The sequence below is a fragment of the Aurantiacibacter gilvus genome (genome assembly GCF_038289935.1).
Classification (GTDB): Bacteria; Pseudomonadota; Alphaproteobacteria; order Sphingomonadales; family Sphingomonadaceae; genus Alteraurantiacibacter; species Alteraurantiacibacter gilvus.
Map to the genome: position 1 here is coordinate 130,342 of NZ_JBBYHV010000002.1, position 25,324 is coordinate 155,665.

The 25,324-nt window shown below is 58.4% G+C and carries 16 protein-coding genes and 2 pseudogenes; 2 read left to right on the plus strand and 16 right to left on the minus strand.

From position 1 onward, the window contains the following. Position 1 precedes the first annotated feature (1 nt). Positions 2 to 1,249: a tyrosine--tRNA ligase gene (gene tyrS / locus AAEO60_RS10570; protein WP_341673681.1), complete on the plus strand. Its 1,248-nt coding sequence runs from the start codon at positions 2 to 4 to the stop codon at positions 1,247 to 1,249. Positions 1,250 to 1,320: 71 nt separating this feature from the next. Here tyrS and AAEO60_RS10575 read toward each other — a convergent pair whose 3' ends face one another. From AAEO60_RS10575 to AAEO60_RS10595, 5 genes and pseudogenes are all read right to left on the minus strand, one after another. Beyond that, positions 1,321 to 2,625 carry an NAD(P)/FAD-dependent oxidoreductase gene (locus AAEO60_RS10575; RefSeq protein WP_341673682.1) on the minus strand — a complete coding sequence of 435 codons (1,305 nt, stop codon included), beginning with the start codon at positions 2,623 to 2,625 and terminating at the stop codon, positions 1,321 to 1,323. A gap of 42 nt (positions 2,626 to 2,667) precedes the next feature. Beyond that, entirely contained in the window at positions 2,668 to 3,093 is a 426-nt protein-coding gene (locus tag AAEO60_RS10580) for a Rid family hydrolase (protein ID WP_341673683.1), read from the minus strand. Between the two features lie 43 nt (positions 3,094 to 3,136). Next, positions 3,137 to 4,288, minus strand: a complete 1,152-nt coding sequence (locus AAEO60_RS10585) for an ornithine cyclodeaminase family protein (RefSeq protein ID WP_341673684.1) — start codon at positions 4,286 to 4,288, stop codon at positions 3,137 to 3,139. A gap of 464 nt (positions 4,289 to 4,752) precedes the next feature. Continuing rightward, the gene (locus AAEO60_RS10590; protein ID WP_341673685.1) at positions 4,753 to 6,522 is read right to left on the minus strand and encodes an amidohydrolase; all 1,770 of its coding nucleotides are present in this window, start codon (positions 6,520 to 6,522) and stop codon (positions 4,753 to 4,755) included. Positions 6,523 to 7,025: 503 nt separating this feature from the next. Next, positions 7,026 to 7,759: pseudogene (locus tag AAEO60_RS10595) on the minus strand (IS6 family transposase). A gap of 501 nt (positions 7,760 to 8,260) precedes the next feature. Here AAEO60_RS10595 and AAEO60_RS10600 point away from each other — a divergent pair. Continuing rightward, positions 8,261 to 9,427 carry a S8 family serine peptidase gene (locus AAEO60_RS10600; protein ID WP_341673686.1) on the plus strand — a complete coding sequence of 389 codons (1,167 nt, stop codon included), beginning with the start codon at positions 8,261 to 8,263 and terminating at the stop codon, positions 9,425 to 9,427. Positions 9,428 to 9,612: 185 nt separating this feature from the next. Here AAEO60_RS10600 and AAEO60_RS10605 read toward each other — a convergent pair whose 3' ends face one another. The 11 genes and pseudogenes from AAEO60_RS10605 to uxaC form a co-directional block, all read right to left on the minus strand. Next, the gene (locus tag AAEO60_RS10605) at positions 9,613 to 10,215 is read right to left on the minus strand and encodes a hypothetical protein (protein WP_341673687.1); all 603 of its coding nucleotides are present in this window, start codon (positions 10,213 to 10,215) and stop codon (positions 9,613 to 9,615) included. Positions 10,216 to 10,279: 64 nt separating this feature from the next. Continuing rightward, positions 10,280 to 10,852: a hypothetical protein gene (locus AAEO60_RS10610; protein ID WP_341673688.1), complete on the minus strand. Its 573-nt coding sequence runs from the start codon at positions 10,850 to 10,852 to the stop codon at positions 10,280 to 10,282. 513 nt (positions 10,853 to 11,365) lie between these two features. Then, entirely contained in the window at positions 11,366 to 12,769 is a 1,404-nt protein-coding gene (locus AAEO60_RS10615; RefSeq protein WP_341673689.1) for an amidase, read from the minus strand. A 343-nt stretch (positions 12,770 to 13,112) separates the two neighbouring features. Further along, positions 13,113 to 15,545, minus strand: coding sequence for a TonB-dependent receptor (locus tag AAEO60_RS10620; RefSeq protein ID WP_341673690.1), 2,433 nt, complete (start codon positions 15,543 to 15,545; stop codon positions 13,113 to 13,115). A 649-nt stretch (positions 15,546 to 16,194) separates the two neighbouring features. Continuing rightward, positions 16,195 to 18,684, minus strand: a complete 2,490-nt coding sequence (locus tag AAEO60_RS10625) for a cation:proton antiporter (protein ID WP_341673691.1) — start codon at positions 18,682 to 18,684, stop codon at positions 16,195 to 16,197. Positions 18,685 to 18,926: 242 nt separating this feature from the next. After that, positions 18,927 to 19,634, minus strand: a pseudogene (locus AAEO60_RS10630) (IS6 family transposase). Positions 19,635 to 19,778: 144 nt separating this feature from the next. Then, positions 19,779 to 21,062 carry a TRAP transporter large permease gene (locus AAEO60_RS10635; protein ID WP_341673692.1) on the minus strand — a complete coding sequence of 428 codons (1,284 nt, stop codon included), beginning with the start codon at positions 21,060 to 21,062 and terminating at the stop codon, positions 19,779 to 19,781. After that, positions 21,059 to 21,544: a TRAP transporter small permease gene (locus AAEO60_RS10640; RefSeq protein ID WP_341673693.1), complete on the minus strand. Its 486-nt coding sequence runs from the start codon at positions 21,542 to 21,544 to the stop codon at positions 21,059 to 21,061. The genes AAEO60_RS10635 and AAEO60_RS10640 overlap by 4 nt, the downstream gene beginning before the upstream one ends. Beyond that, complete coding sequence (locus tag AAEO60_RS10645) at positions 21,537 to 22,532, minus strand: TRAP transporter substrate-binding protein (RefSeq protein WP_341673694.1); 996 nt, start codon at positions 22,530 to 22,532, stop codon at positions 21,537 to 21,539. The genes AAEO60_RS10640 and AAEO60_RS10645 overlap by 8 nt, the downstream gene beginning before the upstream one ends. Next, positions 22,529 to 23,911 (minus strand): mannitol dehydrogenase family protein, encoded by a 1,383-nt coding sequence (locus AAEO60_RS10650; RefSeq protein WP_341673695.1) that lies wholly within the window; start codon positions 23,909 to 23,911, stop codon positions 22,529 to 22,531. The genes AAEO60_RS10645 and AAEO60_RS10650 overlap by 4 nt, the downstream gene beginning before the upstream one ends. Further along, complete coding sequence (gene uxaC / locus AAEO60_RS10655) at positions 23,908 to 25,317, minus strand: glucuronate isomerase (protein WP_341673696.1); 1,410 nt, start codon at positions 25,315 to 25,317, stop codon at positions 23,908 to 23,910. The genes AAEO60_RS10650 and uxaC overlap by 4 nt, the downstream gene beginning before the upstream one ends. Between the last annotated feature and the right edge of the window lie 7 nt (positions 25,318 to 25,324).

The window sequence follows — 25,324 nt, forward strand, 5'->3', positions numbered from 1 at the left end:
CATGACCTACAAGTCCGAAATTCTCCAGGTCCTTGCAGAGCGCGGCTTCATTCATCAGTGTACCGCCCCCGAGGCATTGGATGCCCGGTTTCGCGAAGGGCCCGTGACCGCTTATAACGGTTTCGATCTGACGGCGGACAGCCTGCATGTGGGCCATTTGGTCCCGATCATGATGCTGCGCTGGCTACAGAAGACAGGCCACCGGCCAATTGTTCTGATGGGCGGCGGCACGACGAGGATTGGCGATCCGAGCTTTCGCGATAGCTCGCGCCCGATGATCGACGATGAGCAGATCGCGATCAACTTACGGGGGATACGGTCGACGTTCGAACGGTACCTGTCGTTTAACGCCGGTCCGGACGGTGCCGTATTGGTGAACAATGCCGATTGGCTGGACGAACTGGGCTACATCGCATTCCTGCGAGATTTCGGGCGGCATTTCTCGGTAAACCGCATGCTCACATTCGATTCCGTCCGGCAAAGGCTGGATCGCGAGCAGTCCCTGTCGCTGCTCGAATTCAATTACATGGTTCTGCAAGCCTACGATTTCATCCAGCTTGCAAGGACCCATCGCTGCACCCTGCAATTGGGGGCCTCTGATCAATGGGGCAATATCGTCAACGGCGTTGAGCTGGGTCGTCGCGCCGATGGTCGCGAATTGTTCGGCCTTACGGCACCGCTTCTGACCACCGGATCGGGTGCAAAGATGGGCAAGAGCGCTGCGGGCGCTGTGTGGCTTAACGACGAGAAGCTGCCTGCTTACGACTTCTGGCAATACTGGCGAAACGTGGAAGACGCAGACGTAGGGCGCTTCCTCCGTCTTTTTACTGAGTTGCCCATGGACGAGATTTCACGGCTTGAGAGCCTGGAAGGCGCCGAAATCAACGAGGCGAAGAAAATCCTGGCAGATGAAGTCACCGCGCTTTGCCGAGGAGAAGAAGCCAGCCGGTCGGCTCGGCAAGCTGCTGAAGACACGTTTGAAGATGGCGGGGCAGGCAGGGACCTGCCAAGTGTTACATTTTCCCGTGATCAGCTGGCTGCCGGCGTTGCGATCGTCGATGTACTGGTTGCCACAGGCCTCGCCGGTTCAAAAGGCGAGGCTAGGCGTCTCATCCGAGGCGGAGGCGCGCGCATCAACGATCACACCGTATCCGACCAAGCTGCACAGACTAGCCTGAAGGACTGCCTGGACGGCGGCATCAAGATTTCTGCCGGAAAGAAGAGACACGCCCTGGTCAGGTCCGAATAGCAAGGCTCGCAATCCGTCCAGCCGCGAGATAGCGGGCCGTCAGGGGACGCACGCCTTGACGAAGCCGACAGTCAGCCGAACCGCGTGAAGCAATATGGGGCGGGATCGACGATTGGATTGGTCCCGGTCGCAATGTCCGCCGCCAGCTGCCCGGCCGCCGGCGAGCAGCCGAAACCATGGCCAGAAAATCCGCTGGCCACAGTGAGCCCTCGAATGGCTTCGACGTTGTCGATAACCGGCAGTGAATCCGGCGTCATATCCATCATCCCCGCCCAGTTCATTGCGACTTGAACATCGGCAAATACCGGCCACGCGGCGGACACGTTGCGCAGCGCCTCGGCATTGATCTGCGCGTTGTAATCTGGGTTCTTGGTGCGCGTCATCTCGAACGGCGTCGTTTCGCCAGTCCGCCAGCTGCGAGGCATCCTGATGTCCGTCCAGAGCTCAGCGCCGAACTCCAGTCGCATCGCTTTCCAGAAGGCCTTGAGCGAGGAAAGGTATTTCGGCCCCAGCAGTATGCTGTCCAAGGTGATGGGCGCGACCAGAGCCGCGCGATGCATAACGGTGTATCCGCCAGTGTAGTCCTTGCGGAAGGAAAAATCCGGTCCGCCCACTGCCATGTCTGACGGCCCTTCCATCGGAGCGGTTCGCAAGACCGAAACAGTCAGTGGCAGCATGGGAAACTCAATACCCAAATTGCCGAGAAACCGCCGACTCCACAATCCGCCTGACAAGATCACCTGCTGACAAGCAATTTCGCCACTGTCGACCACTACACCTGAAACCCGGCCGCCGCTTGTGGAAAGCGAGCGCGCGGCGCAGTTTTCAATGATCACGGCACCCTTGGCCATCGCGGCGGTGGCGATTGCACTGGCCGCCTTGGTCGGTTCCGCGTACCCGTCGGAAGCGGTGTGAACTCCGCCCAACCACTTCTCCCGTCCGCCCGGCACCAACGCGTCGATCTCGTCCGAATTCACCATTCGCGAATCCGTACTGTGCCTGCCCACATTTTCGTGCCAGTCCGAATATGTCGCCAGTTCCTCCTCGGTGCGGGCTGTAAACATCACGCCCGACCGACGGTAACCGACATCTTTGCCGGTACGCTGCACCATCTGCGCCCATAGGTGATCTGCCGCGATCGACAATGGCAGGTCTGCGGAAACCCGGTTCGTCTTGCGTATCCAACCAAGGTTCCGAGACGACTGTTCTCCCGCGAGACGCCCCTTCTCCAGTACAGTGACGGGAATCCCCCGCTCGGCCAGCGTCAGTGCTGCGGTCAGCCCGATTACTCCCCCGCCGATAATGACGACTTCGGTCTTCACCGGCAGGGCTACCGACGTCGTGACCGGATCAATCGAGGGAGGCTGGCTGGTCATAAACCCCTTTCCAGGTCTGGCGGTAGCCGCGCGAAGGCGAGGCTATCCGGCACTCAGGTCGATCTCCAAGGTCTCTGCCTCGGCAGCGCCACGATAGGCAGTTACCTCTATTTCGACCTTGTATTCGGCCAGCCCCAGCGGCGGGCAGGTGAGCGTAAGAGTCGGCTCGACACCTCTCATCCTAATTCCATAAGCTGTCACCACCTCCATCAGATCATCAGGGTTCTGAATGAAGACTTTCGCCGAGATGACATCTGCCAGCGACGCATCGACTGCACTGAGCGCAGTCTCAATGTTATCGAGCACTTGATTGGTCTGTTCGGTCAGGTCGTCGGGGATTTGCTTGGTAGCAGGATTGCGGCCAGCGGTATTCGACACGAAGATCCAGTCGTCCACAGCGACGAGGCGCGAATAGCTGCCGTGTTTCTCGGTCGGAGAACCGGTCTTTACCTTGACGATCTTGGCCATGTTGCGGTCTTTCGCGAAATCTGGGGGAGGTTGCGAGTTGCAATTACCGCAGCGCTGGCTGGTCCCACAGGTTGAGCTTTGTACCAATCCCGCGTTCGATTGCGTTGCGATAGATCCGCGTACCCCAGGCAACGTCCTCGACCGGCATGCCTCCAACCGAAAGGACGATTATTTCTTCTTCGTTGCGGCGGCCAGGACTGGCGCCGGCCACGATCGCCCCGAGATCCTCGAGAGAGGCCTGATCAAGCTTGCGTTGCTCGACCATGTCCAGCCATTGCACGCCGGCCAGGGGGATAATATCGTGCGCCGGACGTGGCACCTCTTCCATCCAGGCTTGGTACAATCCGGTGTTGTCGAACACCTTGCGAATGTCTGAGGCAAGGAACTCGGCGGCAAAGTTCACTGCAGCCGGCATCGCAAAGAAGGTGCCGGGTTTGACCCATTCGCGTTCGATCTTTGGATAGAAACTCACGTCGCCGGTCGGGCTTGCCTGGCAAAAGCTGACGATGTCGCAATCGCGAACCACTTCCTCGTCGGTTGTCACGGTCTCGATGGTCGTAATCTGAGGAAAGGTCTTGCCGACCCATTCGAGAAATGCGGTGAGGCTCGTCTCTCCGCGACCTTTCACCTTGAGGGTGTCGATGTTCGGGCAGGTCGCCATGAAAGCCGACAGCGACGTGCGCGCCATCACACCAGGACCGCAAATTCCCACGACACGGGAGTCGTGCCGGGCCAGATGCCGCGCCCCCACTCCGGGGATGGCACCGGTTCGGTATGCAGAAAGCAGGTTTGCCGACATGAAGGCAAGCGGAGCACCGGTATCCGTATCGTTGAGGATGAACATGAGGATCGAGCGCGGAAGGCCTTTCTCCCGATTGGCGATGTTCGATCCGTACCATTTGACGCCAGCGGTTCCGAATTTCCCCCCGAGATACGCTGGCATCGCCATGAACCGGCGATCTGCAGTATTCTTGGGCATATTCGGGAAGGGACTGTCCTCAGGGAAAGTGATCATCGATCCGTGTGAGGAGTTGTTCGCCCCGGGCATGCGATAATCACCCTCGTGCAATAGAGCGAACATTTCTTCCATCGTGTCCACACAGCCGGCCATATCCGTCACGCCAGCTTCAATCATCTGCGCCTCGTTCAAATAGATGAAGTCTATGGCAGCAGATGAACTTGCAACTTCAGACATCGATCAATCCCTTTGACATCCTATTTCTTGCGATTTTTCTTGGAATCGAATTTCCTGCTTTGCAATCGCGGCCAGACCTACTCCCAGCGTGACCGACGACAACGGCCCCAGCCAACGAGCAAACCCATCTTGCAGGATGATTTACCGCCCCCCACGTCACGCCGGGCGAGTAACCGATCGCAATGCAAGATCTGTATCGAGCTTTCTTTTCCGGTTCGGCTGCCATCGGCCTCAAGCCGCCCGGGGTGGTGCGCATCGTCAGACGAGGCAAATTGCGCTGCGCGATTGGGAACGAACCTGACCCACCATCAACTGGCATGTCAGCACGAGCACGACTTGCTGCACCTAAGCAGGGGAAATTACCTTGGATGCAGCAAGGCATGTTGGCCAGAGTCCCCAAACAATTTCATCGACTTAGGTCCGGTACAGCCGAGCGTCTCTCCTTGCCGAGGAGATGAGGACTCCTAATCCGCTGTATAGACGAGCTCTCCCCCCACGAACGTCATCAACACTTGTGTCTCGTGAACGTCGGTGATGGGCACCTCGAAGATGTTGCGGTCGATGACGATAATATCAGCCAACTTGCCGGTCTCGATCGTTCCGGTGGCATGGCCGAAATTCATCTGCTGTGCGGACTGGCGAGTGAAGATGTCGACCGCCTGTTCGAGCGTGATCCGCTCCTGTGCACCGAGCATTTCGCCTCCACCACCGGGGACCTGGCGGGTCACCAATGTCTCGATTGCTATCCACGGGTTGACCGACGGAACAACGCTCCAGTCCGAACCCGGCACAACCAGTGCCCCTGCATCGAGCGCATCCTTTACCGGAATCCAGCGCTGCATGCGCTCTTCACCGACCGCACGGCGGATGTCTCCAATGATGGGTGAAGGATACCATATGTAAGGCGAAAACTCGAAGCTCGCGAACATGTCCCGGGCACGGCCGATGTCGTTCATCTGCACGAAGCTGTTGTGACCAACATTGTGATACTGGCCGGAATACCCGTTTAACGCGCGCGCGAATTCGATTGCATCCAGCCCGGCCCGAACCGCAGCATCACCAGCAGCATGGAACTTGACCGTGAACCCGCGGCGGTCGAGGTCGGCGACCAAGGTGTTCAGTTCGTCCTGCGGGACCAACAACAACCCGCGCTCGCGGGCGGTCTGATCGTGTTCCCCATGCCCGGCATCGGCGTAGGGCTCGATCATGGCCGCCGTATGGCCGTCGGTCGGGACGCCATCAAGCACGAGCTTGACACAGGTGGGCGAGAAATTGTCCCGGGCGAATTCCATGTGTCGGGCGATCAAGCCCATGTCACCGCCCCACAGGCAGCCCCGTACGCGCAGGTCCAGATCTCCCTGGTCTGCCAGCAGGTTGTATGCCCTGGCCGTTGTCTCCGAAACGCCGGCATCGTCAAAGGCCGTGATGCCGAAAGAGGCCATCTCATCAAGCGACCAGGCGAGAGCAGCGGCGCCATCTTCCACGGAAACCTCTGGAATGCGCGACGATACCAGCATGGCCGCAGCCTCACGCAAAACGCCTGTCGGCACGCCGCGAGTGTCACGCTCGATGATCCCACCCTCAGGATCGGAAGTCGAAGAATCGATCTCGGCAATCGCCAAGGCGCTGGAATTGGCCCATGCGCTGTGACCACTGATATCGCGCAAGAGAACCGGGTTGTCGGGCGCAACTTCGTCCAACATGAGCTGGGTAGGCGCGACACCGAGCGAATTGTTGTCGTATCCACCGCCGGTGATCCATTCACCCGGCTCTGCGTCGTCAGCACATTGCCTGACCACCGCCAGAGCCGCCTCAGCATCCGAACCGTGCGGGATGTCACAGGCCGATTGCGCCATCCCGGCGCCCATGGGATGCACATGCATGTCGTGCAGCCCGGGCATCACCGTGCGACCGTCGAGATCGAGCACCATCGTCGAAACCGATCGAAACGGAGCGATGTCAGCTTCGCTTCCGACCGCGATGATCACGCCATCGGCAATGGCCAAGGTAGTAGCCCAGCCATCGGGCGTGTAGATTTGGGCATCTTCAATCACAAGGTCGGCCTGGGCCGGCGCGTATTCCGTCGGCTGATTAAACTGCGCACCGGCAGGTGCCGCCACAATCGATGCCAACCCGGCCAGCATTGCACTCTTGTTACCCATGATCTTCCCCACTGAGCTATTCTTTGAATTGAAGTTCGGTTTCGGCGCACCTAGCCATACGGTACCGATCATAACTACATACGCCTTCGGCAAGAACTCGTCCGTTGGCGGCAATCTAGTGGTCGAGGAACCGCACTCGACAGGACGAAATCACGCATACTGCAAGTCGTCGATGACATATGCGCACTCCGTTCTCACAGCGTCACTGCCGTGATTGGCAGCTAGGACCCTCCTAAGCTTGGCATCTTAGGCCATTTGCGCGGTCGCGACGCCGGTCGGGAGTCAATTCAAGACGCGCAAGCGGCCAGGATCGGGTTGGTAAACCCGAACGCGCGGATCGACTGGACGATCTGCGCGACCTGCCGCTTCGAGTGCGTGCGCGCATTGCGCGGATCGGGGGGTGAGACTGGCCGGCGCCTTGTAGGTGACCTGCAGCGGCTGGGCGGCAGTTGGAGATGCAGGCTCGTGGATCATGCCCATGACCGGAACAATACAGGAACACAAACTTGCGACCAAGGCACGGGTGGGTGCTTTCAGTCTAATCGCAACTTGTCTCCGATTGGCGGAGCTATCCCCTACCCAGCTTGAACTCTGGCCATGAGGTTCTGCCACTCGGCCAGTGCGTCCGAGCGGTTCGCCTTGTAAGTCTTGCGGTCTGTGAGGTGGCGGTCTTGATTGAAGTGATTGTGGGCGTTCTGATGGACGGAGGCGAACTTCTGTAGCGACCTCTCATCTGTCGGAAGCGCAGCATGGCCCGCTCTCGTCTTCGGAACGGCAGGTGGCTGTTCTCCACCCGGTTGTAGGCCCAGCGTCCTACCTCCTGTTTCTCCTGGTTACCCAGTTCAGCCATTGCCGCCTTGTATGAGCGCAGGCCATCGGTGGTAATCTCCGCTGGCGAGCCATGCCGCTTCAGCGCCTTCTTCATGAATTTGAGCGCAGCCTTCTTGTCGCGGGTCTTCGTGACGTAGCTCTCGAGAATCTCGCCCTCCTGGTCGACCGCGCGCCAGAGGTAATGCATCTCGCCGTTGATCTTCACGTAGACCTCGTCGAGGTGCCACTTCCACAGGCGGAAGCCTCTCATCCGGCTGACCCGCTGTCTGCGGATGTCGCTGGCGAACATTGGGCCGAACCTGTTCCACCAATGCCGCACCGTCTCGTGGCAGATATCGATCCCTCGCTCGGCCAGCAGATCTTCCACGTTCCGCAGGCTCAGTGGGAACCGGACGTACATCATCACCACCAGACGGATGATCTCTGGTGACGAGTTGAAATAGCGGAACGGGCTGGCTGGTTGCTTCTTGCGCGGCATCTCACCGCCCTGCCCATAAACCGTTACCAGCAGGTGCATTTGCTCTGACAGCGCCTGTGGCCGTGATGTTTGGCGCGAGCGCCAGCTTCGCAACACCAATTGGTTACCTGACCAACACGCTTGTCTATGGCGCCGCCAATTACCGCTTCACGGACTTTGTAAAGGTAGGCGTACCGATGAACATAGTGGTTGGGCTAGCCGTGTGCTTCGGGATCGACGTGTTCTTTTAACCAGAGGACTTGGTAGAAAAGAGCCGTCTGCCGCCCAAGTCAAAATCTGGTCCTCTCACTGAACTCAGCCAAAAGCGGAACAACCGCAAGTGGGCCGGTTGCGGAATGTCTGGTTATGGTTGCCAAAGCGCAAAAGCCGACGTTCAGTTAGCGACCCGATGACCGACATTCGGCTTTCACTGACATTTATCCATCAAAGGCCATGATTGGTGCTTCGCCATTAACTGATGTAAGGTCGAGTTTCGCTCATGGCTTTTGGTGGGAGAAAGCAATGCACTTGGTTAAACTAGGTCTCGCAGCGTCGGCTGCCGTCGCAGTGCTCACGACGCCGGCCTACGGACAAAACAATTTGCGCATGGCACCTGAGGGGTCGGAGTTCGTTTCCGGGCAATTCATCTGCGTGTTCAGCGATCGCTATCCCGTCCTTCCCAATGGTGTGGGGACGGAAGCGCGTTTTGTTGCGCGCGATGCCAATGGACAGGTTGGTCACGTATATTCGAACACGATCCGGGGCTTTGTCGTTCGCGCATCTGAGCAAGGCGTCAGGCGCATGCTGTCGCAAAACCCCAACCTCGCTTACTGCGAGCAAGACCAAGTCATGCGCGTTGATCCTCTCGCACCACCGCCGGGGCGCGGTCCCAACAAGGATGATGGCGGAGGAGGCGACAGCGGCACTTCTTCACAAACCATACCTTGGGGCGTGGCGCGTGTTGGCGGGGCTGGTGATGGCACTGGCCTGACTGCTTGGGTGATAGATTCCGGGATCGACCTCGATCATCCCGATCTGAACGTAGATGTCGGTCGAAGTGTCGATTTCACGCGAAGTCGAAGTGGTGCAGAGGACGAAAGCGGTCACGGCACGCACGTAGCAGGCACCATAGCAGCAATCGATAATGATTTCGGGGTTGTTGGCGTTGCTGCCGGAGCCAGCGTTGTTGCTGTGAGAGTTCTCGACCGCCGGGGCAGCGGATCGTATTCCGACGTTATCGCCGGGGTCGATCATGTCGCCACTTTTGGTGATAATGGGGATGTTGCAAATATGAGCTTGGGTGGCCCCTATTCGCAGGCCCTCAATGACGCCGTGATCGCTGCAGCCGCAACGGGCGTGCAATTCACATTGGCGGCAGGCAACAGCGGAGCTGATGCAAACAATTACTCGCCTGCGAGTGCAAATGGGACCAACATCTACACCGTATCAGCTTTTCAGCAGGGTGACAGTTGGATCTACTTCTCCAATTACGGTAATCCGCCGGTCGATCTCACAGAGCCAGGAGTCAGTATCGAGTCCACCTACAAGAATGGCGACTACAATACGTTGAGCGGGACCTCCATGGCCGCGCCGCATCTGGCGGGTATCCTTTTGCTTGGTTCCGTGAGGACGGATGGCACTGTCTCAGGTGACCCCGACGGGAACGCGGACTTGATCGGAGTCAGATAGGGCTCGACCCAGCCCGCTTTAAGCAATTCACTGCAGGAAATTGAGTGCGCTTGGAGTCACAGCCAGGGTTTGACAGCAATGTCTGCTTCCCACCCGGTTAGTGACTGATTTGCCGAGCTGGGGAAGTTCCAAGAGCGGACTAGCCGCTGACGACCCGATTGCAGAAATTCGGCAACAGAGCGCGCCTACTCGCTGAGCCTTCTCAGAGCGTCGTATTCGGCAGTGGCTTCACCGGTTTCAATTGCGGTCGTAAACTCACTGGCTGCTAAAGCCAAGGCGTCCAGTCCGCCTATGAGACAAGTTGCATCGCTGACTTCGATTCCGGGAATCTTCGCGAGATCTTCATCGCATTCCGGCTCATAAATCTGTAGGACTTCTCCAGACCAGTGCATGATACGATAAACACTCAAGTTTGTCGGTGTCCTCGTGCCTTCCAGATCTGGACCAAGTGCTACGACTTCTGGTTCTTCCAGAGGATCAGTTATCTGTGCCACATACCAGCTGCCTTCGATCAGCAGAAAGTAAATCTCCTGCGATTCATCGCCTTGGCTGACACGGTAACTTACTCCGGCGCCGAAAGCTGAAATTTGTATTGGCTCTTCACCGCCGTCAGGGTCAGCATAGCTGCCCTCGAAGGGAATGGCTGACCCGTTTTCCGCATTGATGAGAGGCTCCGCCGAATACCAACAACCGCTAACGGCCAATGCTAGGCATGGCGCGGCGCAGATTTGCAAAAGCTTTTGTGGAATACTGAAAGCGGCACCGCTGTCAGTTCGCAAAGGAAGCATAGAAGGCTCCGTCGTCGATCGTAATTTCCTGCGAATATCCTTCTAGCGGCCTGTCTCCGAACGACTAGTAGCTGAGCCTTCCGGAGAAGCTGCCTGCAACCGTCAATTTGCTGCCATCGATGGCGAGTTCACTGACCACGATCTGGCCACCGGTCGTTCGGTGGAAGTCAGTTGAGCCCATAGAGCGGAAGATGAGTTGCGGCTCGGACACGCTTGTACCGATGACGTTGAAGGTCAACTCCATGGAGTCCTTCCACTGCCAATCGTCTGCAACGGGCGAGCCTATGATCTCGACGTGGGTGCTGCCATCCTCAGCCTCGTTCCACTCGATTAGGTTATTATCATCACCCGCGATGAAGAAGATTCTCTCTTCGCCCTCGATGGTCGCGGTCATGGCACCGGCTAGGCCATTGGTCTCTGCAACCTGTTTGGCGCTTTCGCCTGCATTTGTGGCGGTTTCCAAAAGGCCCAGATCAGGGTTCTGGTTTTCTGCCCCATCTGTTTCCTCAGCGGCAATAACCGCAGTGTCTTCCGCTGAACCGGAAGGGGATTCGCCGCAGCTCGTAAGCGCAATGCACAGCAGCGCCGAAATTGGGATGGTTGTCGTGCTGCGCATAATTGCCTTCCTTTCGGTCATTCGGAGTTCCTGTCCAAGGCGGATATCCAATTGCCTGCCGACAATGCTCCAAGATGTTCCGTCCGCCATATTGGCGACAAACTATCACAAGAGACAGGACCGATGGAAATTTGGAGCTATTGAACGTCCGCTTCCCACCCAAATTGCGCCAGTTCGGTGCATCTAATCGGAGGCTGTGGGTAACTGCCGAGGCAGTATCGTGTTCGTTGCGATATTCTTTCAGAAAGGTGGCACGGACGGCCTTGGGTCTAAGCAACTAGAAGAAGACCGCCCGCACCAAGCTTTACATACCTGTTCTTGGTTAAGAACAGGTCAACCGAGGTGTATTCTTTCCACCCCATTTGCGGCCATGCGCGGCCAGCAGGGCGCGACCCGAAAGCTGACAGGTGGCTAATGCCTTTTCCGACCGAAAAGCTGACTGACGGGAAACGACCCGCTTCCGGACGTTGAGCGTCGAAATCGGTTACGTTCGATAGTGCCTAATTGCGACAATCGATATTCAATTGGCGATCTCTATATTGGCGGGTTGCTCTTGTGCCAGTTAGTTGTTTGCTCATAGGCGTGCCCGATCCGGCACAACGTAGCTTCGGAGAACGGCGCGCCGCCGAACTGTATAGCCAAGGGCATTCCTTCTGCTGTGAAGCCACACCTCACGGTGAGTCCGGGGGCACCAGCCATATCGAAGGGCACCGTGTATTCCAGATGCGCCTTGTCAAAGAGCGGCTGTAGCGCTTCGGCGTTCTGATAAAGATCAAAGTTGTTGCGTAGCGGCCCGATTCCTGATGGCAGCGCAAGTGCATCAACGCTTGCCAGAAATTCGTTAAACTCTGCCGAAAAAGCACGCCTGAGTTGCCATGCAGCATCAACCTGCTCTTGCGTGATTGTTGCGCCCAGAGCGAGAAAATCTCCAAAGTAACCGCCATATTCAGCAGCCCTTGCCGGGTAGGTTTTCGCATGCGCTGCAACCGCTTCTGAAGCACAGATGGCAAACCAGGCATCCATCAATTCGGTTGTTTGAGAGGGCACGCTAACCTCGACTATCCGCGCCCCGAGCTTTTCCAATTCCAGGAGCGCTGCTTCATGCGCGGCGATTAGCTCCTTCGACGAGCCAATTGCGGTGTAATTCGCATCAAAACCGATACGCAAACCCTCCACTCCTAAATCCAGACTCGATGTTAGGTCAGGCGCCGGTCGATCCAGCGAGTGTGGATCGAACCTGTCGTATCCTGCTATTGTCTCCAACATGATCGCTGCGTCGGCAACACGACGGGTCAGCGGGCCGATGTGGTCGAGACTGTCTCCCAGGGTGAGAGCACTGGACTTCCCGACTAGGCCAAACGTTGGCTTCAATCCGACCACACCATTGGCCATTGCAGGAAATCGGATCGAGCCTGCTGTGTCAGTCCCAAGTGCTGCAAAGCAAAGCCCTGCCGCAACAGACACGCCGGAACCACTCGACGAGGCACCAGACCAGTAGTCTGCATTCCATGGATTGACTGGGATCTCGAAATCACGGTGATAGCCAGCCATCGCGCCTTCGGTCATGTTGAGCTTTCCGATCAGGATCGCTCCGGCTTCAGAGAGCTTCTTCAATACCGGTGCATCATCAACTGCGACATTACCTTTGAGAACGGCCAGTCCCCCTAGGGTTGGAATGTCTTTTGCATCGATCAAGTCCTTGACGGCGATTGGGATGCCATGAAGTGGTCCGCGGTAGTCTCCTGCAGCAATTTCACGTTCGGCCTTTTCAGCTTCTTTGAGCGCCCTTTCCCGGGTTAACTTTACGAAGCTTTTGAGTTCTTTGTCGATCGTGTCGATCCGATCGAGCATATGTCGCGTCAGATCAAGTGGTGACAGTTTTCCGCTCTTGATCCGTTCGGCAACCTCGTAAATTCCGGAATAATGTAGCTTGCTCATGCAATCCCCCAATGCGAGCGTCATACACTTAATCCAGCACGAGGACACAACCTCGCGGCGCCAGGTGAATCAATGGCCCTGCCGCTGTATTGGGCGCACTGCAGGCCTCTAAATCAGCATTAGCGTCCGCTTTCCACCCGCTTCGCGACGGCTACACCTTGCTGACGATGCGCCAAGAGCGGACCAGCCGCTAACGACCCAATTGCAGACATTAGATAAGGAGACACGGCGGTTCATCCGCATAACGGGTGCGGCGATTCAACCTAAAGATCAGTGGAACCCAATTCCAAAAAGAAGAGGGGCGCCCCACAGGACGCCCCTCAGCACTTGAGTGATCGGTCACTCAGAATTCGTAGCCGACCGTCACGCCGTACTGCCGCGGCGGCAGGTAGGTGCCGGTGATCGTGCGGCTGGTCGAGACGGCGAATGCTCCCGAGACCACGAATTCATCGGTCAGGTTACGCACCCAAAGGTTCACACTAAGATCCTGGTTGGGGAAGGTGTACTTCAAGTTGGCATCGACGATGCTGTAATCATCGGCCGCCATACGTGGATCGTTGAACTCGGTGTAGAACTGGTCCCCAGTGTAGCTGTAGGCGGCCGATGCGGTGATGTTGCCGCCATTGGCAAGGTCCTTGTCATAGGTAGCCCTTAGCCCGAACGACACCTCCGGCGTGTTACGCGGGCGATTGCCCGCAAGGTTCACCGTGCGTGGCGTAAAGCCGGCGAGGCCTTCAAGCGCGCCAAGCGGGTCGAGTGGATTATCGGTGATGAAGTCCTGGAACTCGATGTCATAAAGGCTGCCATTGAAACCGAGCGAGAACTCGTCGGTCAGGTAGGCCGTTCCTTCGATCTCGACACCCATGCCTTCTGTCGTAGCAGCATTCTCAACGCTCGTGACAAAGCGCGGGCCAGACGAAATCAGGCGAGTACGGTCGAACTGGGCACCGTCGACTTCGTAGTAAAAAGCAGCAATCGATAGATTGAGAGCGCCATCGAGATAGGTGCCCTTCAGACCAACTTCCCAGTTCTCGATCGTTTCGGGATTGGTGATGAATGGTGATCCATCCACCAAAGCTGCAGAACCGGATTTGAAGCCTTCCGAATACGTCGCGTAAAGCAGCGTTTCGCCGACATCGAGTTCGAAGCCAACCTCCGGTGTGAAGTCGGAGAAGCTGCGGCTGTCCATACCCGTTGCCAGTTGCAGGCCGGGGCCGGCGCCGGGCAGGAAGGTATCGACCTGAATGTCGCGGCTTTCGTCCGAATAACGTGCGCCCGCTTTGATGCGGAAGCTGTCGGTCACGTCGAAGGTAAAATTAGCGAACAGCGCCCAGGCCTCGACTTCCATCGCGCCGGGGATCATTACACGCGCATCAGGGAATAACTGGGCAATGTCCGGTCGTGCTGCGGGAGCCGGACCCGGGTTGGTTTCTTCACGGAACGGATCGAGCAGTTCGCGGCGGTTGAAAGCCGACTGCGGATTGGTGCCGATCGGCACGATCGCGCTGACATCGTCGTTGAAGTAGAATGCCCCGACCAGACCCCGCAGGCGATCGGTGTCGACCACGAATTGCAGCTCCTGCGAGAACTGTTCGTTCTCCACCTGCTGCACCTGAACAGTTGAAGGCAGGGCATTGTCGATGCCGTTGCGAACGTTCGAAATGTCGAAGTCCTGCAGCAGGAAGCTTTCGCCTTCACGGAAGTTGGTGATTGAGCGGAATATGAAATTGTCACCCAGGTCGGCTTCAAACAGGTTGGTGACGCTGGTTGTTTCCAGCCGACCGATCGGCGGCAGGTCACCTCCCACATCGCGCGAATTCAGCAGCGCATCGGGGCCGGCCAGCGTGACGAGGTTCGGGATTTGCGCCAGCAGCCCGTCGCGATAGTCCTCATCGCTGACGCCAGGCTGGTTAGAACTGAGCGCGGCGATCTGCGCCGGCAGTCCGTCGATAACGGTCTGCGGGAAGCTTGCGCCGAGGAACTTCACCGCGCGCGAACGTTCGTTCTCGCGGAAATATTCCACGATCACGCGGTTCGAGACAGCTGGCGAAATATCGAAGTTGAGCTGGCCGCGAATGCCGATCTTGTTGGCATCGTCCACGTCTTCGCCCGTTAGGGTGTGCGTGCCGAAGCCATCACGGTTCTGGTGACGGAAGGAGACACGCGCCTGGATGTTGTCGGTCAGCGGGCCGGAGACCGCACCCTCGGCAATGATGCCCAGTTCTTCGCCGCTTACGGTGAGGCGGGTGTAGCCTTCGAAGTAGTCGGTCGGTTCGGCAGTGATCAGGTTGATCGAGCCGCCCGTGGCGTTGCGTCCGTACAGCGTACCCTGGGGGCCACGCAACACTTCCACACGGGCCAGGTCGTATAAAGAGGCGAACTGCTGGGTAGGCTGGGCCACAACGGCACCATCGACGTGCAGCGCCACCGAAGGATCAAGGCCAGGAAGCGATGAGTTTAGGCCGATGCCGCGGATGTAAAGTTTGGCGAAAGCAAAATCGTTACCCACGGTCAGCGACGGAACGGCGACCTGCAGGTCTTCGAGAGTGTTGATCTGGTTGTCTGCCAGCGTCTCACCCTCAAATGCGCTGATGGCGAGCGAAACGTCCTGCAGATCCTGCTCGCGCTTGGTGGCGGTAACCACGATGCGGTTCTCTGTCTCTGCGGATGCTTCTGCCTCCTGCGCAAGTGCGCTGTCAGGAGTGAGCGCAAAAATACTCATCGCGGAGGTGCTTGCCAAAAGGTAGAAAAAAGGCGAGTTAGTTGTAGTGCCCATTATTTTTCTCCAATTATATTGAGCATTGACCGCTCATCATTCGAGAATCGCAGCTAGATCTTTTTGCCGATATTCTTTTTCAAAGCCAGCCTAAATCTGTTGGCACGATATCTTGTGACCGGGTTTCGCGGCGCCCCCTCAGCTTATGCGAGGTCGGTCTTGGCTACGAAGTAGCCGTTTTTCTCATACAGGTTGGATTTCTTGTTGGCGAGGCGCCTAGTGAGTCATTCGAGCCTAGCGCATATGGACATTTGGCCTATGTCGAAGAGAGGGCTTGCTGGCGTCCAAACGCGATCCCCCGGTTTTCTCTGTCAAAAATGGCGTCAATTCCATGACGGCAAACTGGCAGTCGAAAATGAAGGTTTGGTCATAAAGAGGGTATGAGCAGCGACATCTCTTTGCAGGAATAAAGGAGGCAGTCGCTCAAAACGGTGAAAGGGAAAGAATGGACAAGACGGATTCTGTCTTGAATTTCTTTTTTCCACCCAGTTAGTGACTGATTTGCCAAGCTGCGGAAGTTACTGGAGCGGACCAGCCGCTAACGACCCGCTTGCGGACGTTCTTCGAAATTGGCGGTTGTGGTGCGAGCGATTCCGTTCATTCGATGACTGGGTTTGCTTTCAATCGCTCGTGCAAGTCCTGCGTGACATTAGTTGCCGGATAATTCCTCTTGGCGCTCACGTGCAACGGACTTGATAATATCGCTAATACCGTCGTCCAAGTCCATCAACGTCTCGAAGTCGCGCCTGGACAGCGCCAGCAATTCACAATAGCCGAGCGAAACGACGTTGGCCGTGCGCGGCTGCTCGATAACCAATGACATTTCGCCGAAGAATCCACCTGTCCCGATGATCGCGGGAACCGGCTGGATCTCGGCTTGTACGGCCCCCGATGAGACGAAATACATGCCGGTACCCGGATCACCTTCTCGTATAACAATTTCGTCTGGGACGCTGAGTTGGGGGCTTAGGAGCTTTGCGACGGCCTGCCGCTGATCGTCCGACAACGCCTTGAACATGGGAACCTTGGCGATCAGCTGTTCCCGGGTAAGTCCGAGATCCAGCCTCGGCTGCCGCGAGAGCGAATGGTATTGTCCATCGAGATTGTCCTGCAGATTGAGGAGCAGTTCACCGCCGATGATCGCTTCCTCGCTAAGACGATCATAACTCTCTCGCTCCTGGCGAATGGCACAGCGTTTAAGATAGCGCCGATCGAGAGAATCGGCATAGTCGGGATATTGCTTGCGAATGGCCAGCAAGGCCTTGCTGATCTCGTTCTCGCGCTCGTCTAGCAACCGGGAAAGTTGGGCCAGGATTTCAGGCCCTGTGATTTGCTCTAGATCGTGCAGCCCCTTATCCTTCACTTCCAGCACGGCCAGGCGCATGGTCCGCAAGGATTCGAATCTGCTGGCAAGGCGCTGGGCCAACATACGGCTTGTCTGAAAGCGCCGCTGCAGAAACAGCGCAAGGCGAAACTGCCAGTCGAATTCCAAAGCCGTCTTGTGTCCCCTGACCCATCCGTCCACCCCGTCTGCCTTGGACTGGTCGCGAATGTCATCGGCACAACCCAGCAATATCTGCGCGATATGCGGGGCAATGTGACCAGCAGCGTATTGATCGAGATAAGCTTCTCGCTCCTGACCGATAAGCGAGAGCAGTCCGATCTTGAGCCAGTCGTCCTTGCTGAGTTGCGCATCGGCGCTTGCCTCATCCGCGTGCTCCTCTGCCTCACCTTCGTAATCGGCAACAACCATGCTGGCCGTCTCGGGAGCGATCCGTTGCCGGCTGGCAAGCGTGGGCAGATCATTGGCAATCGCACTCCTTACTTTGTCGATTGCGCGCCTGCGCACCACAAGGTCCGAGGCAGACAGCTTGTCGAGACCGAAAAAGCGCATCACGAAGCCGACAGTCGGAGCGTTGACCAGCAGCGTGAACAGCACGAAGCCGCACACCAGCGTCACCACGAATTCGCGCACTTCGATAGGGAAAGACGGATTTTCGTACACCGAAAGCGCCAAGGCCAGCGACACCGCTCCGCGCAGGCCACCCCACCACATGACGCTCCGGAACCCGACGGAAACTGGCATGCCTATCCGAAGCGCCGCTATCGCCGGAACCATGATGTAGGTCAGTCCAGCCCTGGCGACGAAGGCGCTTACGAGCGCGATCGACAGGACCAACCAGTAGTCCGGCGCAAGGCTTGACAGTATTGCAGGCACCGCAAGTCCGACCAGCACGAAGATCAGCGAATTGGCCCAGAATCCTATGGTCTCCCAAGTTTCCTTGAGTAGGTGCCAGCCATCCGCCGAAATCGCCGTCCGCCCGCGTGAGCCGATCACCAGGGCTGCGACAACAGTGGCCATCACTCCCGAGACGTGCAGGTAGTGCTCAGCCACCAGAAATGAGAGATAGGCCAGCGAGATCGTCAACGTGACCTCTACCACTGCCATGTTGCGCACATGCCTTATGACCATGACGAACATCCAGGCCATAATGAAACCGACAATAATTCCGCCGACGAATACCGTCAGGAATGACTGCATTCCGGCCATAAGCGAAGCGCCTGCCCCGGTCAGGATCATTGCAGCCAGGATGTTGAACAGCACGATGGCTGTCGCGTCATTGAAAAGACTTTCGCCCTCGACCAGTACTGCAAGCCGCTTGGGTGCGCCAAGATCCTTGAAGATGGCCACAACTGCTACCGGGTCTGTCGCTGAGAGGATCGCTCCCAGCAGCAGGCAGACAACGAAGGGCACGCTTGCCACAAGCCATAAAGCGCCACCAACAAGGAAAGCAGAAACAAGCAGGCCGAGGATGGCAAGCAGCAAGATTGGCCAGATGTCGGCCAGCAGCCTGCGAACATCGATCGATAATGCGCTCTCGAAGACCAGTGCAGGAAGGAAGACAAAGAAGACGATCTCTGATGTCAGACCAAATGAAGAGGCGGCATCGCGGAAGTCGCCGATCATGCCCAGTTCGAGGCCCTGCAAGGGCAAGAAGACTACGCTGAGGCCGATCCCGATTGCGGCAATGAAAACCGTGTAAGGAAGCCGCAATCGCCGTGTCACCGGCAACATCAAAACTGCAATTGTGAGGAGCCCGAACAGCCCCAAAATAGATAGTCCAACACCCTCGTGCATCGTCACATCCCCTCGGCTTGAGGGACGGCGCAACAACACCGCCGCTATCCCCCGCGACCCGAGGTCCGACGCAGCATACCGCGATCGGCCAAGAGGCGTTTCACGGCCTCGCAGACATGTTACACTGGAATTCCGGATGTGCCTAAAGCTTGCGCTCCAATGCCAAATCGGTCGCCGTGGTGCTGTCAGTCGGATGGCAACTCGTCTCCGCTGGGCGCAATTCGGGCGAGACCCAGCTGAACCTATGCCGCAAGGGTTTGCCACTCTGCCAATGCGGCAGAGCGGCGAGCTTTGTAGGTTTCTCTGTCGATGAGGTGGCGTTCGGAATTGAAATGGTTGTGAATCGAAGCGTGGACGGAAGCGAATTTCTGCAGCGACTTCATCTGTCGAAATCGCAACATCGCTCGCTCTCGTCGTCGGAATGTAAGATGTGAATTCTCCGCCCGGTTATTCAGCCACCTCCCCATTTCGCGACGGTCCTAGTTGCCGAGTTCTGCCATCGCAGCCGGGTAGGATTTCAAGCCGTCGGTGATGATCGTTTCGGCCTTCCCATGGCGCTTCAACGCCTTCCTGATGAACGACAAGGCCGCGGATTTGTCCCGTTTTTTCGTGACGTAGCTCTCCAGGACTTCGCCTTCGTGATCAACGGCGCGCCAGAGGTACACCATCTCACCGTTTAGCTTGACGTTCATTTCGTCGAGGTGTCACCGCCATTGTCGGAAGCCCTTCACCCGTCTGACGCGCTGCCGACGAATGTCAGCTGCGAACATCGGGCCGAACCTGTTCCACCATAGCCGAACCGTCTCGTGGCACAGGTCGTAACCGCGCTCGAAAAGCAGATCCTCGACGTTCCGCAGCGAAAGCGGGTACCGGACGTATAACATCACGACCATGCGGATGATGTCAGGCGATGAGTGGAAATGACGGAATGGATTATCAGCCTTGCTCATCTGCTCCGGCAAGCAATCTGATCACCTGGCCGCCATCCCTTTGACAGTGCCGGTGGCGGTGCTGTCAGTCTAATCACAACTTGTCTCTGATCGGCGAAGCACGCCCTTTTTCGCGCTCAGATCAGGCCTTGAGGGACTGCCAGATCAAGCCAGCAAAGCGGGTAACCACAGCGAAAGACCAGGCACGCAGATCACCAAAAGCAAGGCAAATAACAAAGCGAGATAGAACGGCCATATCGACTTCAGGGCCTCGCCGATCGTGATGCCTTGAGCAGCGCATCCTACAAAAAGAACCGAACCGACCGGCGGCGTAAGCAGTCCTATGCCGAGCGCCAGCATCAGCATGACACCGAACTGCACCGGGTCCATGCCAACCTGCATGGCGATTGGCAGGAAGATCGGCGTGGTGATCAGGATCAGCGGCGCCATGTCCATGAAGGTGCCCAGCACCAGCAGCATGACCGCGATCAGGACAAGGGTCAGCAGCGGGCTGGTCATGGCGGGTGCAAGCAATTCTGCAAGCTGGGCTGGTGTCTGAAGAACCGCCAGTACCCAGCCGAAGAGCGACGCGGTTGCAATGATGAACATCACCATGATGGTGGTGCGCGCACTGTTGACGAAGGCAGCCCGCAGCCGGTCGCGATCGAGTTCGCGATAGACGAAAGCTCCGACTAGTAGCGTGTAGGCGCAGGCGATGGCGGCGCTCTCCGTGGGAGTGAATATCCCGGCAAGGATGCCAACCAGAATGATGACTGCGGTCAAGATGCCGGGAAAGGCGCTGGCCGCGGCCCTGATTACCGGACGCAAGCCCGGGAAGCTGCCGCGAGGATAGCCCCGCCTAGTGGCGACGATCCCCGCCACCACCATGAGTGCCACCCCGGTCAGCACGCCGGGTAGCACGCCGCCAAGGAAAAGGTCGCCAATCGAAATGCCCGTTCCCGCAGCAGTCGCATAGATGATCATGTTGTGGGACGGGGGTATCAGCAGGCCGGTTATCGAAGCGGTGGTCGAAACATTCACCGCGTAATCAGCGTCGAAGCCGCGTTTGCGCATTTCCGGCCCGATGGCGGATCCCATTGCCGAAGCGCTGGCGAGCGCCGATCCCGAGACTGCGCCGAAAAGCATCGAGGAAAGGATGGTGACCTGCCCAAGGCCGCCCGGAGCGGAACCCAGCGTGGATTCCGAGAGGTTGACGAGGCGCCGTGCAATGCCTGCCTGCGTCATCAGTTCACCGGCGAGGATGAACAGCGGGATCGCCATCAGGGTAAAAATGTTGACCCCGGTCGACATCCGCTGGACTGCCACCACAAGCGGGATGTCGAGCGCCAGCAGGATTGCACAGGCCGAAAGGAACAGCGAAACGGCAACAGGCACCCCCAGATAAAGGAGGATGGCCAATAACAACAGCAGGAGGAGGATCAGGGTCACGCGCTTCCCGCGCTCCCGACGATTTCCTCGCCGCGAAGGAGTCTCTGCAAGGCGAAAGCTGCCATGAGCGCGCCTGAAAAGGGAATGACGAGATAGACCATCCCGCGCGTCACCGGCAGCGTGGGCACGGCATTTGTCCAGGTCGCACCGACCAGTTCGCTACCAAGGATTAGGATCATGATTCCGGCGAGGATGATCAGCAGATTGGCAACCTTGACGGCGCGCGATCGCCACGGCTGCGGCAGGCTTGTCACGCCTTCAACAATGCGGATGTGAAAGCCATCGGCGATACCCGAAGCGGAGCCGAGAAAGGTCATCCAGATCATCAGGATCAGGGCAGCCTGCTCTGCCCACGCCGGGCTGTCACCGAGAAGGTAGCGGGAGAAGACCTGCCAGGTCAGTATGGCCATCATCAATGCCAGGGCCAGAGCCGACATCAGCAAGAGCCCGCGGCTTATAAGGCTGATTGCGCGCTCAGCCATTGCCGTCTCCGAAATTGCGAACATCTTCGACCAGGCGGCGCAATTCCGGCGTATCCGCGTAGCTTTCCCACACAGGCTTCATGAGGTCGCTGAAAGCGGTCGTGTCGATATCTTCGACGATCTGCACTCCGGCGGCGGAAACGATCCGGCGGGATTCCACAACTCGCTCATCCCAGGTTTCGCGCATGACCGGAATGGACGCACGGGCCGCAGCGCGCACGGCATCCTGATCCGCAGGCGAAAACCTGTCCCAGCTGATCTTTGACATGGCCAAGATTTCCGGCGCCATGACATGCCGTGTCAGGCTGTAAACCGGCGCAACCTCATAGTGGCGCGAGCTTTCATAGGAGGGGAAGTTATTCTCGGCCCCGTCGATCACGCCCTGGACCATGCCTTGGTAAACCTCGCCGTAAGCCATCGGCGTAGCGTTGCCGCCCATCGCCTCGATCATGGAGACGAACAGGTCGGAAGTCTGCACCCTGATCTTCATCCCGACCATGTCCGCCGGTTCGCGCACGGGCCGGTCCACGGTGTAGATCGAGCGCGCGCCGCTGTCGTAGAACGCCAAGCCTACAAGGCCGTACTGCTCCAGCGCGGCAAGGATAGTCTGCCCGGGGCCCCCGTCCATCGCGGCGCGCATGTGCGGTATCGAGCGGAACAGGAAAGGCAGCGAAGGCACCAGCGTCTCGGGGATCAGGACATTGAGCGGGGCCGAGTTTATCCGGATGAAATCAATTCCGCCCAGTTGCGCCAGTTCCAGCGTATCGTTTTGGCTGCCAAGCTGTTCGGACGGGTAGACGTCGACCTTCAGCCTGCCACCTGTCAGCCGGTCGAGTTCGGCCGAAAAGAAGCGCAAGGCAACAACGGTAGGATAGTTTTCCGGCTGGCTGTCCGCCGCCAGAAGGGCGCGGCTGCCGGTGCCGCAGCCGCCAAGCGAAAGCGACAGGCAGAACGCACTGCCGCCTAGCACGGCGCGGCGACGGTTCACGCCCCGCACCGCAGGCTCCGCAATTTCCGGTCGATGGTAGCAATGTCCTCCACAGCCGGGCGCCAGGCCGACTTCATCGGCCCGCCCTCGCCGAACATTGTGCGCACCAGCCCGTCCTGTCCGGCCTGCTGCCACACCTCCAGCAAGGCTTGTGCATGCGGATCGTCAACCGTGCGGACATCGCCGCTGACGTGGTTCAGCCAATGGGCGATGCCCGTCAGGATCGCATTGCAGGAACGCCCGCGCTGCTGGTTGATGGCGAGAGTATCGAGCCAGCGCTGGCCCAGCTTCTGGCTGCCGTCCATCGCGATCTGGGCGAGCCGATGATGGAGAGCCGGATTCTCGAAACGGGCGACCAGTTCGTCGGCATAGGCAGCGAGATCCTGTCCCTCTCCCGCATCGATCGTCGGCGCGGCCTCCTCAATCATCAGGTGCCGCACCAAGTCGCGCAGTTCGCCATCGGCAATGGCCTGGTGCACGAAGGTGTGGCCGCGGTCGAGGCCGGCGTAGGCGAGCAGCGAATGCGCACCGTTGAGCATCCTCAGCTTCGCTGCCTCGAACGGCGTAACGTCAGGCACGATCTGTACGCCGTGCTCCTGCCATTGCGGACGAGGCCCAGCAAAACGGTCCTCGATCACCCACTGGCTGAAGCTTTCGGTAAAAACAGCGCCTTCATCACGCAGGCCGGTCTCTCCTTCCAGCTCGTCGATATCCGCCACCGAGGTGGAGGGCACGATGCGGTCCACCATGCTGTCGGGCGTGGTGCACTTATCACAAAACCACTGCACAAGGTCGGGCGCCTCTGCCTGGATCCATTCGAGCATCAGGCGCTGCAGCTGTTTGCCGTTGCCGGACAGGTTGTCGCAACTCAGAAGCGTCAGGCCAGCCAGCCCGCTGTCCCGGCGCCGGGCCAACGCTTCGCAAAGGATCGGGTAAAACCCTTCCCGCGCCTGGGTGTGGTCAAGCGAGCCATCGGGCGCGCGGCAGTAACCCTTTTCGGTCACGGTAAAGGTGACGACATGGCAGTCAGCCGACGCAAGCTGGTCCACGATTGCCGCACGGTCCGGCGCGGCAACCAGGACCTGCGCGACCGAGCCGATAACGCGAGTTTCGCCGTCTCCGGCAGACCGCACTTTAAGGGTGTAAAGTCCGTCCTGCGGATTAAGCTGGTCGGCCACTGTCGGCGAGCGCATCGACACGCCGACGATCATCCAGCCCTGCTCACCCGCGTTCAGGCACGCATCGGTATAGGCCGCCTGATGCGCGCGGTGGAACGCGCCGATGCCGAAATGCACGATGCCTACGGCCTGCGAACGGCCGTATTCCGGACGCGCCACATCAGCCTGCAACTGTTCGATGGTCTGTGCCGCAAGCCTCACAGCTTATAGGCCGCCTTGGCGAAGTTATACGCTAGATCCTGCGCCAGTTCGGCAGCTTCGGCTTGATCGAGCCGGTGTTCTGCAACCAGTTCGGCCAGGAAGCCGCAATCGATTCGCCGCGCCAGGTCATGCCGGGCGGGTATGGACAGGAATGCGCGGGTATCGTCGTTGAAGCCGACGGTGTTGTAGAAGCCCGCCGTCTCGGTCACCATCCGGCGATAGCGACGCATCCCTTCGGGGCTGTCGTGGAACCACCATGCAGGCCCCAACTTCAGTGCGGGATAATGTCCGGCCAGAGGGGCGAGTTCGCGAGCGTAGGTGGATTCGTCGAGGGTGAAGACGATCAATGACAGGCGCGGATCATTGCCATGCTTTGCCAACATCGGCTGCAAGGCGCGCACATATTCCGTGCGCAAAGGAATGTCTGCTCCCTTGTCCCTTCCGAACCGCTTGAACAGCGCAGGATTATGATTGCGGAACGAACCGGGATGGATCTGCATGACGAGCCCGTCGTCAAGGCTCATCGTCGCCATTTCCGTCAGCATCTGCGCGCGAAAAAGTTCGGCGTCGACCGGGTCGACCTCGGCGGCCTTTACCCTGCGGAACAGGTCTTCACACTCTGCACCCGACAAGTCTGCCGTTGACGGCGTAGGATGCCCGTGGTCGGTCGATGTCGCGCCCATTTCGCGGAAAAAGTCGCGGCGCTTGCGGTGCGCGGCCAGATAACCCTGCCAAGATGTGCAATCCTCACCCGCGAGATCGCTCAAGGCGTCGAGATTCTTCCGGAAGCCTTCGAATTCCGGATCAATCACGGGATCGGGGCGATAGGCCGTAATCACCCGCCCGTCCCACTCGCTATCCCTTATCTTTGCATGGCTTTCGAGCGTGTCGAGAGGACCTTCGGTGGTCGCGATCACTTCGATTCCGAAGCGGTCGAACAGGGCACGCGGCCGAAACTCGTCGCGCTGGAGAGCGTCGGTGATTGTATCGAAATAGGGATCTGCCGATTCCGCGGTCAGGAGCACATCAAGCTTGAAAACCTCGCTGAATACCCAATCCAGCCAGATGCGCGACGGCGTTCCGCGAAACAGGTGATAGTTGCTAGCGAACAGTCGCCAGGCTTCGCGCGGGTCGGCACCCGGCGCGCCCGATGCGTCTGCCACGCCGAGAGACTCGAGCGGAATGCCCTGCGAATAGAGCATGCGAAGCAGGTAATGATCCGGGACAAGCAGTAGGTCGGTCGCGTTGCTGAATTTCTCGTTCTCCGCGAACCATGAGGGATCGGTGTGCCCATGGGGGCTGATGATCGGAAGGCCCCGCACGGATTCGTAGAGTTCTCGGGCGATCGAGCGAGTGGCTTCATGTGCCGGAAAGAGCCGGTCAGGATGGAGACTGAGCTTTTGCATGACTAGG

What these genes read in the sequence shown, in the direction of transcription:
- AAEO60_RS10590 (WP_341673685.1), bottom strand. Translation starts at nt 6,522, where the DNA reads ATGATCGGTACCGTATGGCTAGGTGCGCCGAAACCGAACTTCAATTCA.
- AAEO60_RS10625 (WP_341673691.1), bottom strand. Translation starts at nt 18,684, where the DNA reads ATGCACGAGGGTGTTGGACTATCTATTTTGGGGCTGTTCGGGCTCCTC.
- tyrS (WP_341673681.1), top strand. Translation starts at nt 2, where the DNA reads ATGACCTACAAGTCCGAAATTCTCCAGGTCCTTGCAGAGCGCGGCTTC.
- AAEO60_RS10610 (WP_341673688.1), bottom strand. Translation starts at nt 10,852, where the DNA reads ATGACCGAAAGGAAGGCAATTATGCGCAGCACGACAACCATCCCAATT.
- AAEO60_RS10605 (WP_341673687.1), bottom strand. Translation starts at nt 10,215, where the DNA reads ATGCTTCCTTTGCGAACTGACAGCGGTGCCGCTTTCAGTATTCCACAA.
- AAEO60_RS10580 (WP_341673683.1), bottom strand. Translation starts at nt 3,093, where the DNA reads ATGGCCAAGATCGTCAAGGTAAAGACCGGTTCTCCGACCGAGAAACAC.
- AAEO60_RS10615 (WP_341673689.1), bottom strand. Translation starts at nt 12,769, where the DNA reads ATGAGCAAGCTACATTATTCCGGAATTTACGAGGTTGCCGAACGGATC.
- AAEO60_RS10620 (WP_341673690.1), bottom strand. Translation starts at nt 15,545, where the DNA reads ATGGGCACTACAACTAACTCGCCTTTTTTCTACCTTTTGGCAAGCACC.
- AAEO60_RS10640 (WP_341673693.1), bottom strand. Translation starts at nt 21,544, where the DNA reads ATGGCTGAGCGCGCAATCAGCCTTATAAGCCGCGGGCTCTTGCTGATG.
- AAEO60_RS10575 (WP_341673682.1), bottom strand. Translation starts at nt 2,625, where the DNA reads ATGACCAGCCAGCCTCCCTCGATTGATCCGGTCACGACGTCGGTAGCC.
- AAEO60_RS10585 (WP_341673684.1), bottom strand. Translation starts at nt 4,288, where the DNA reads ATGTCTGAAGTTGCAAGTTCATCTGCTGCCATAGACTTCATCTATTTG.
- uxaC (WP_341673696.1), bottom strand. Translation starts at nt 25,317, where the DNA reads ATGCAAAAGCTCAGTCTCCATCCTGACCGGCTCTTTCCGGCACATGAA.
- AAEO60_RS10600 (WP_341673686.1), top strand. Translation starts at nt 8,261, where the DNA reads ATGCACTTGGTTAAACTAGGTCTCGCAGCGTCGGCTGCCGTCGCAGTG.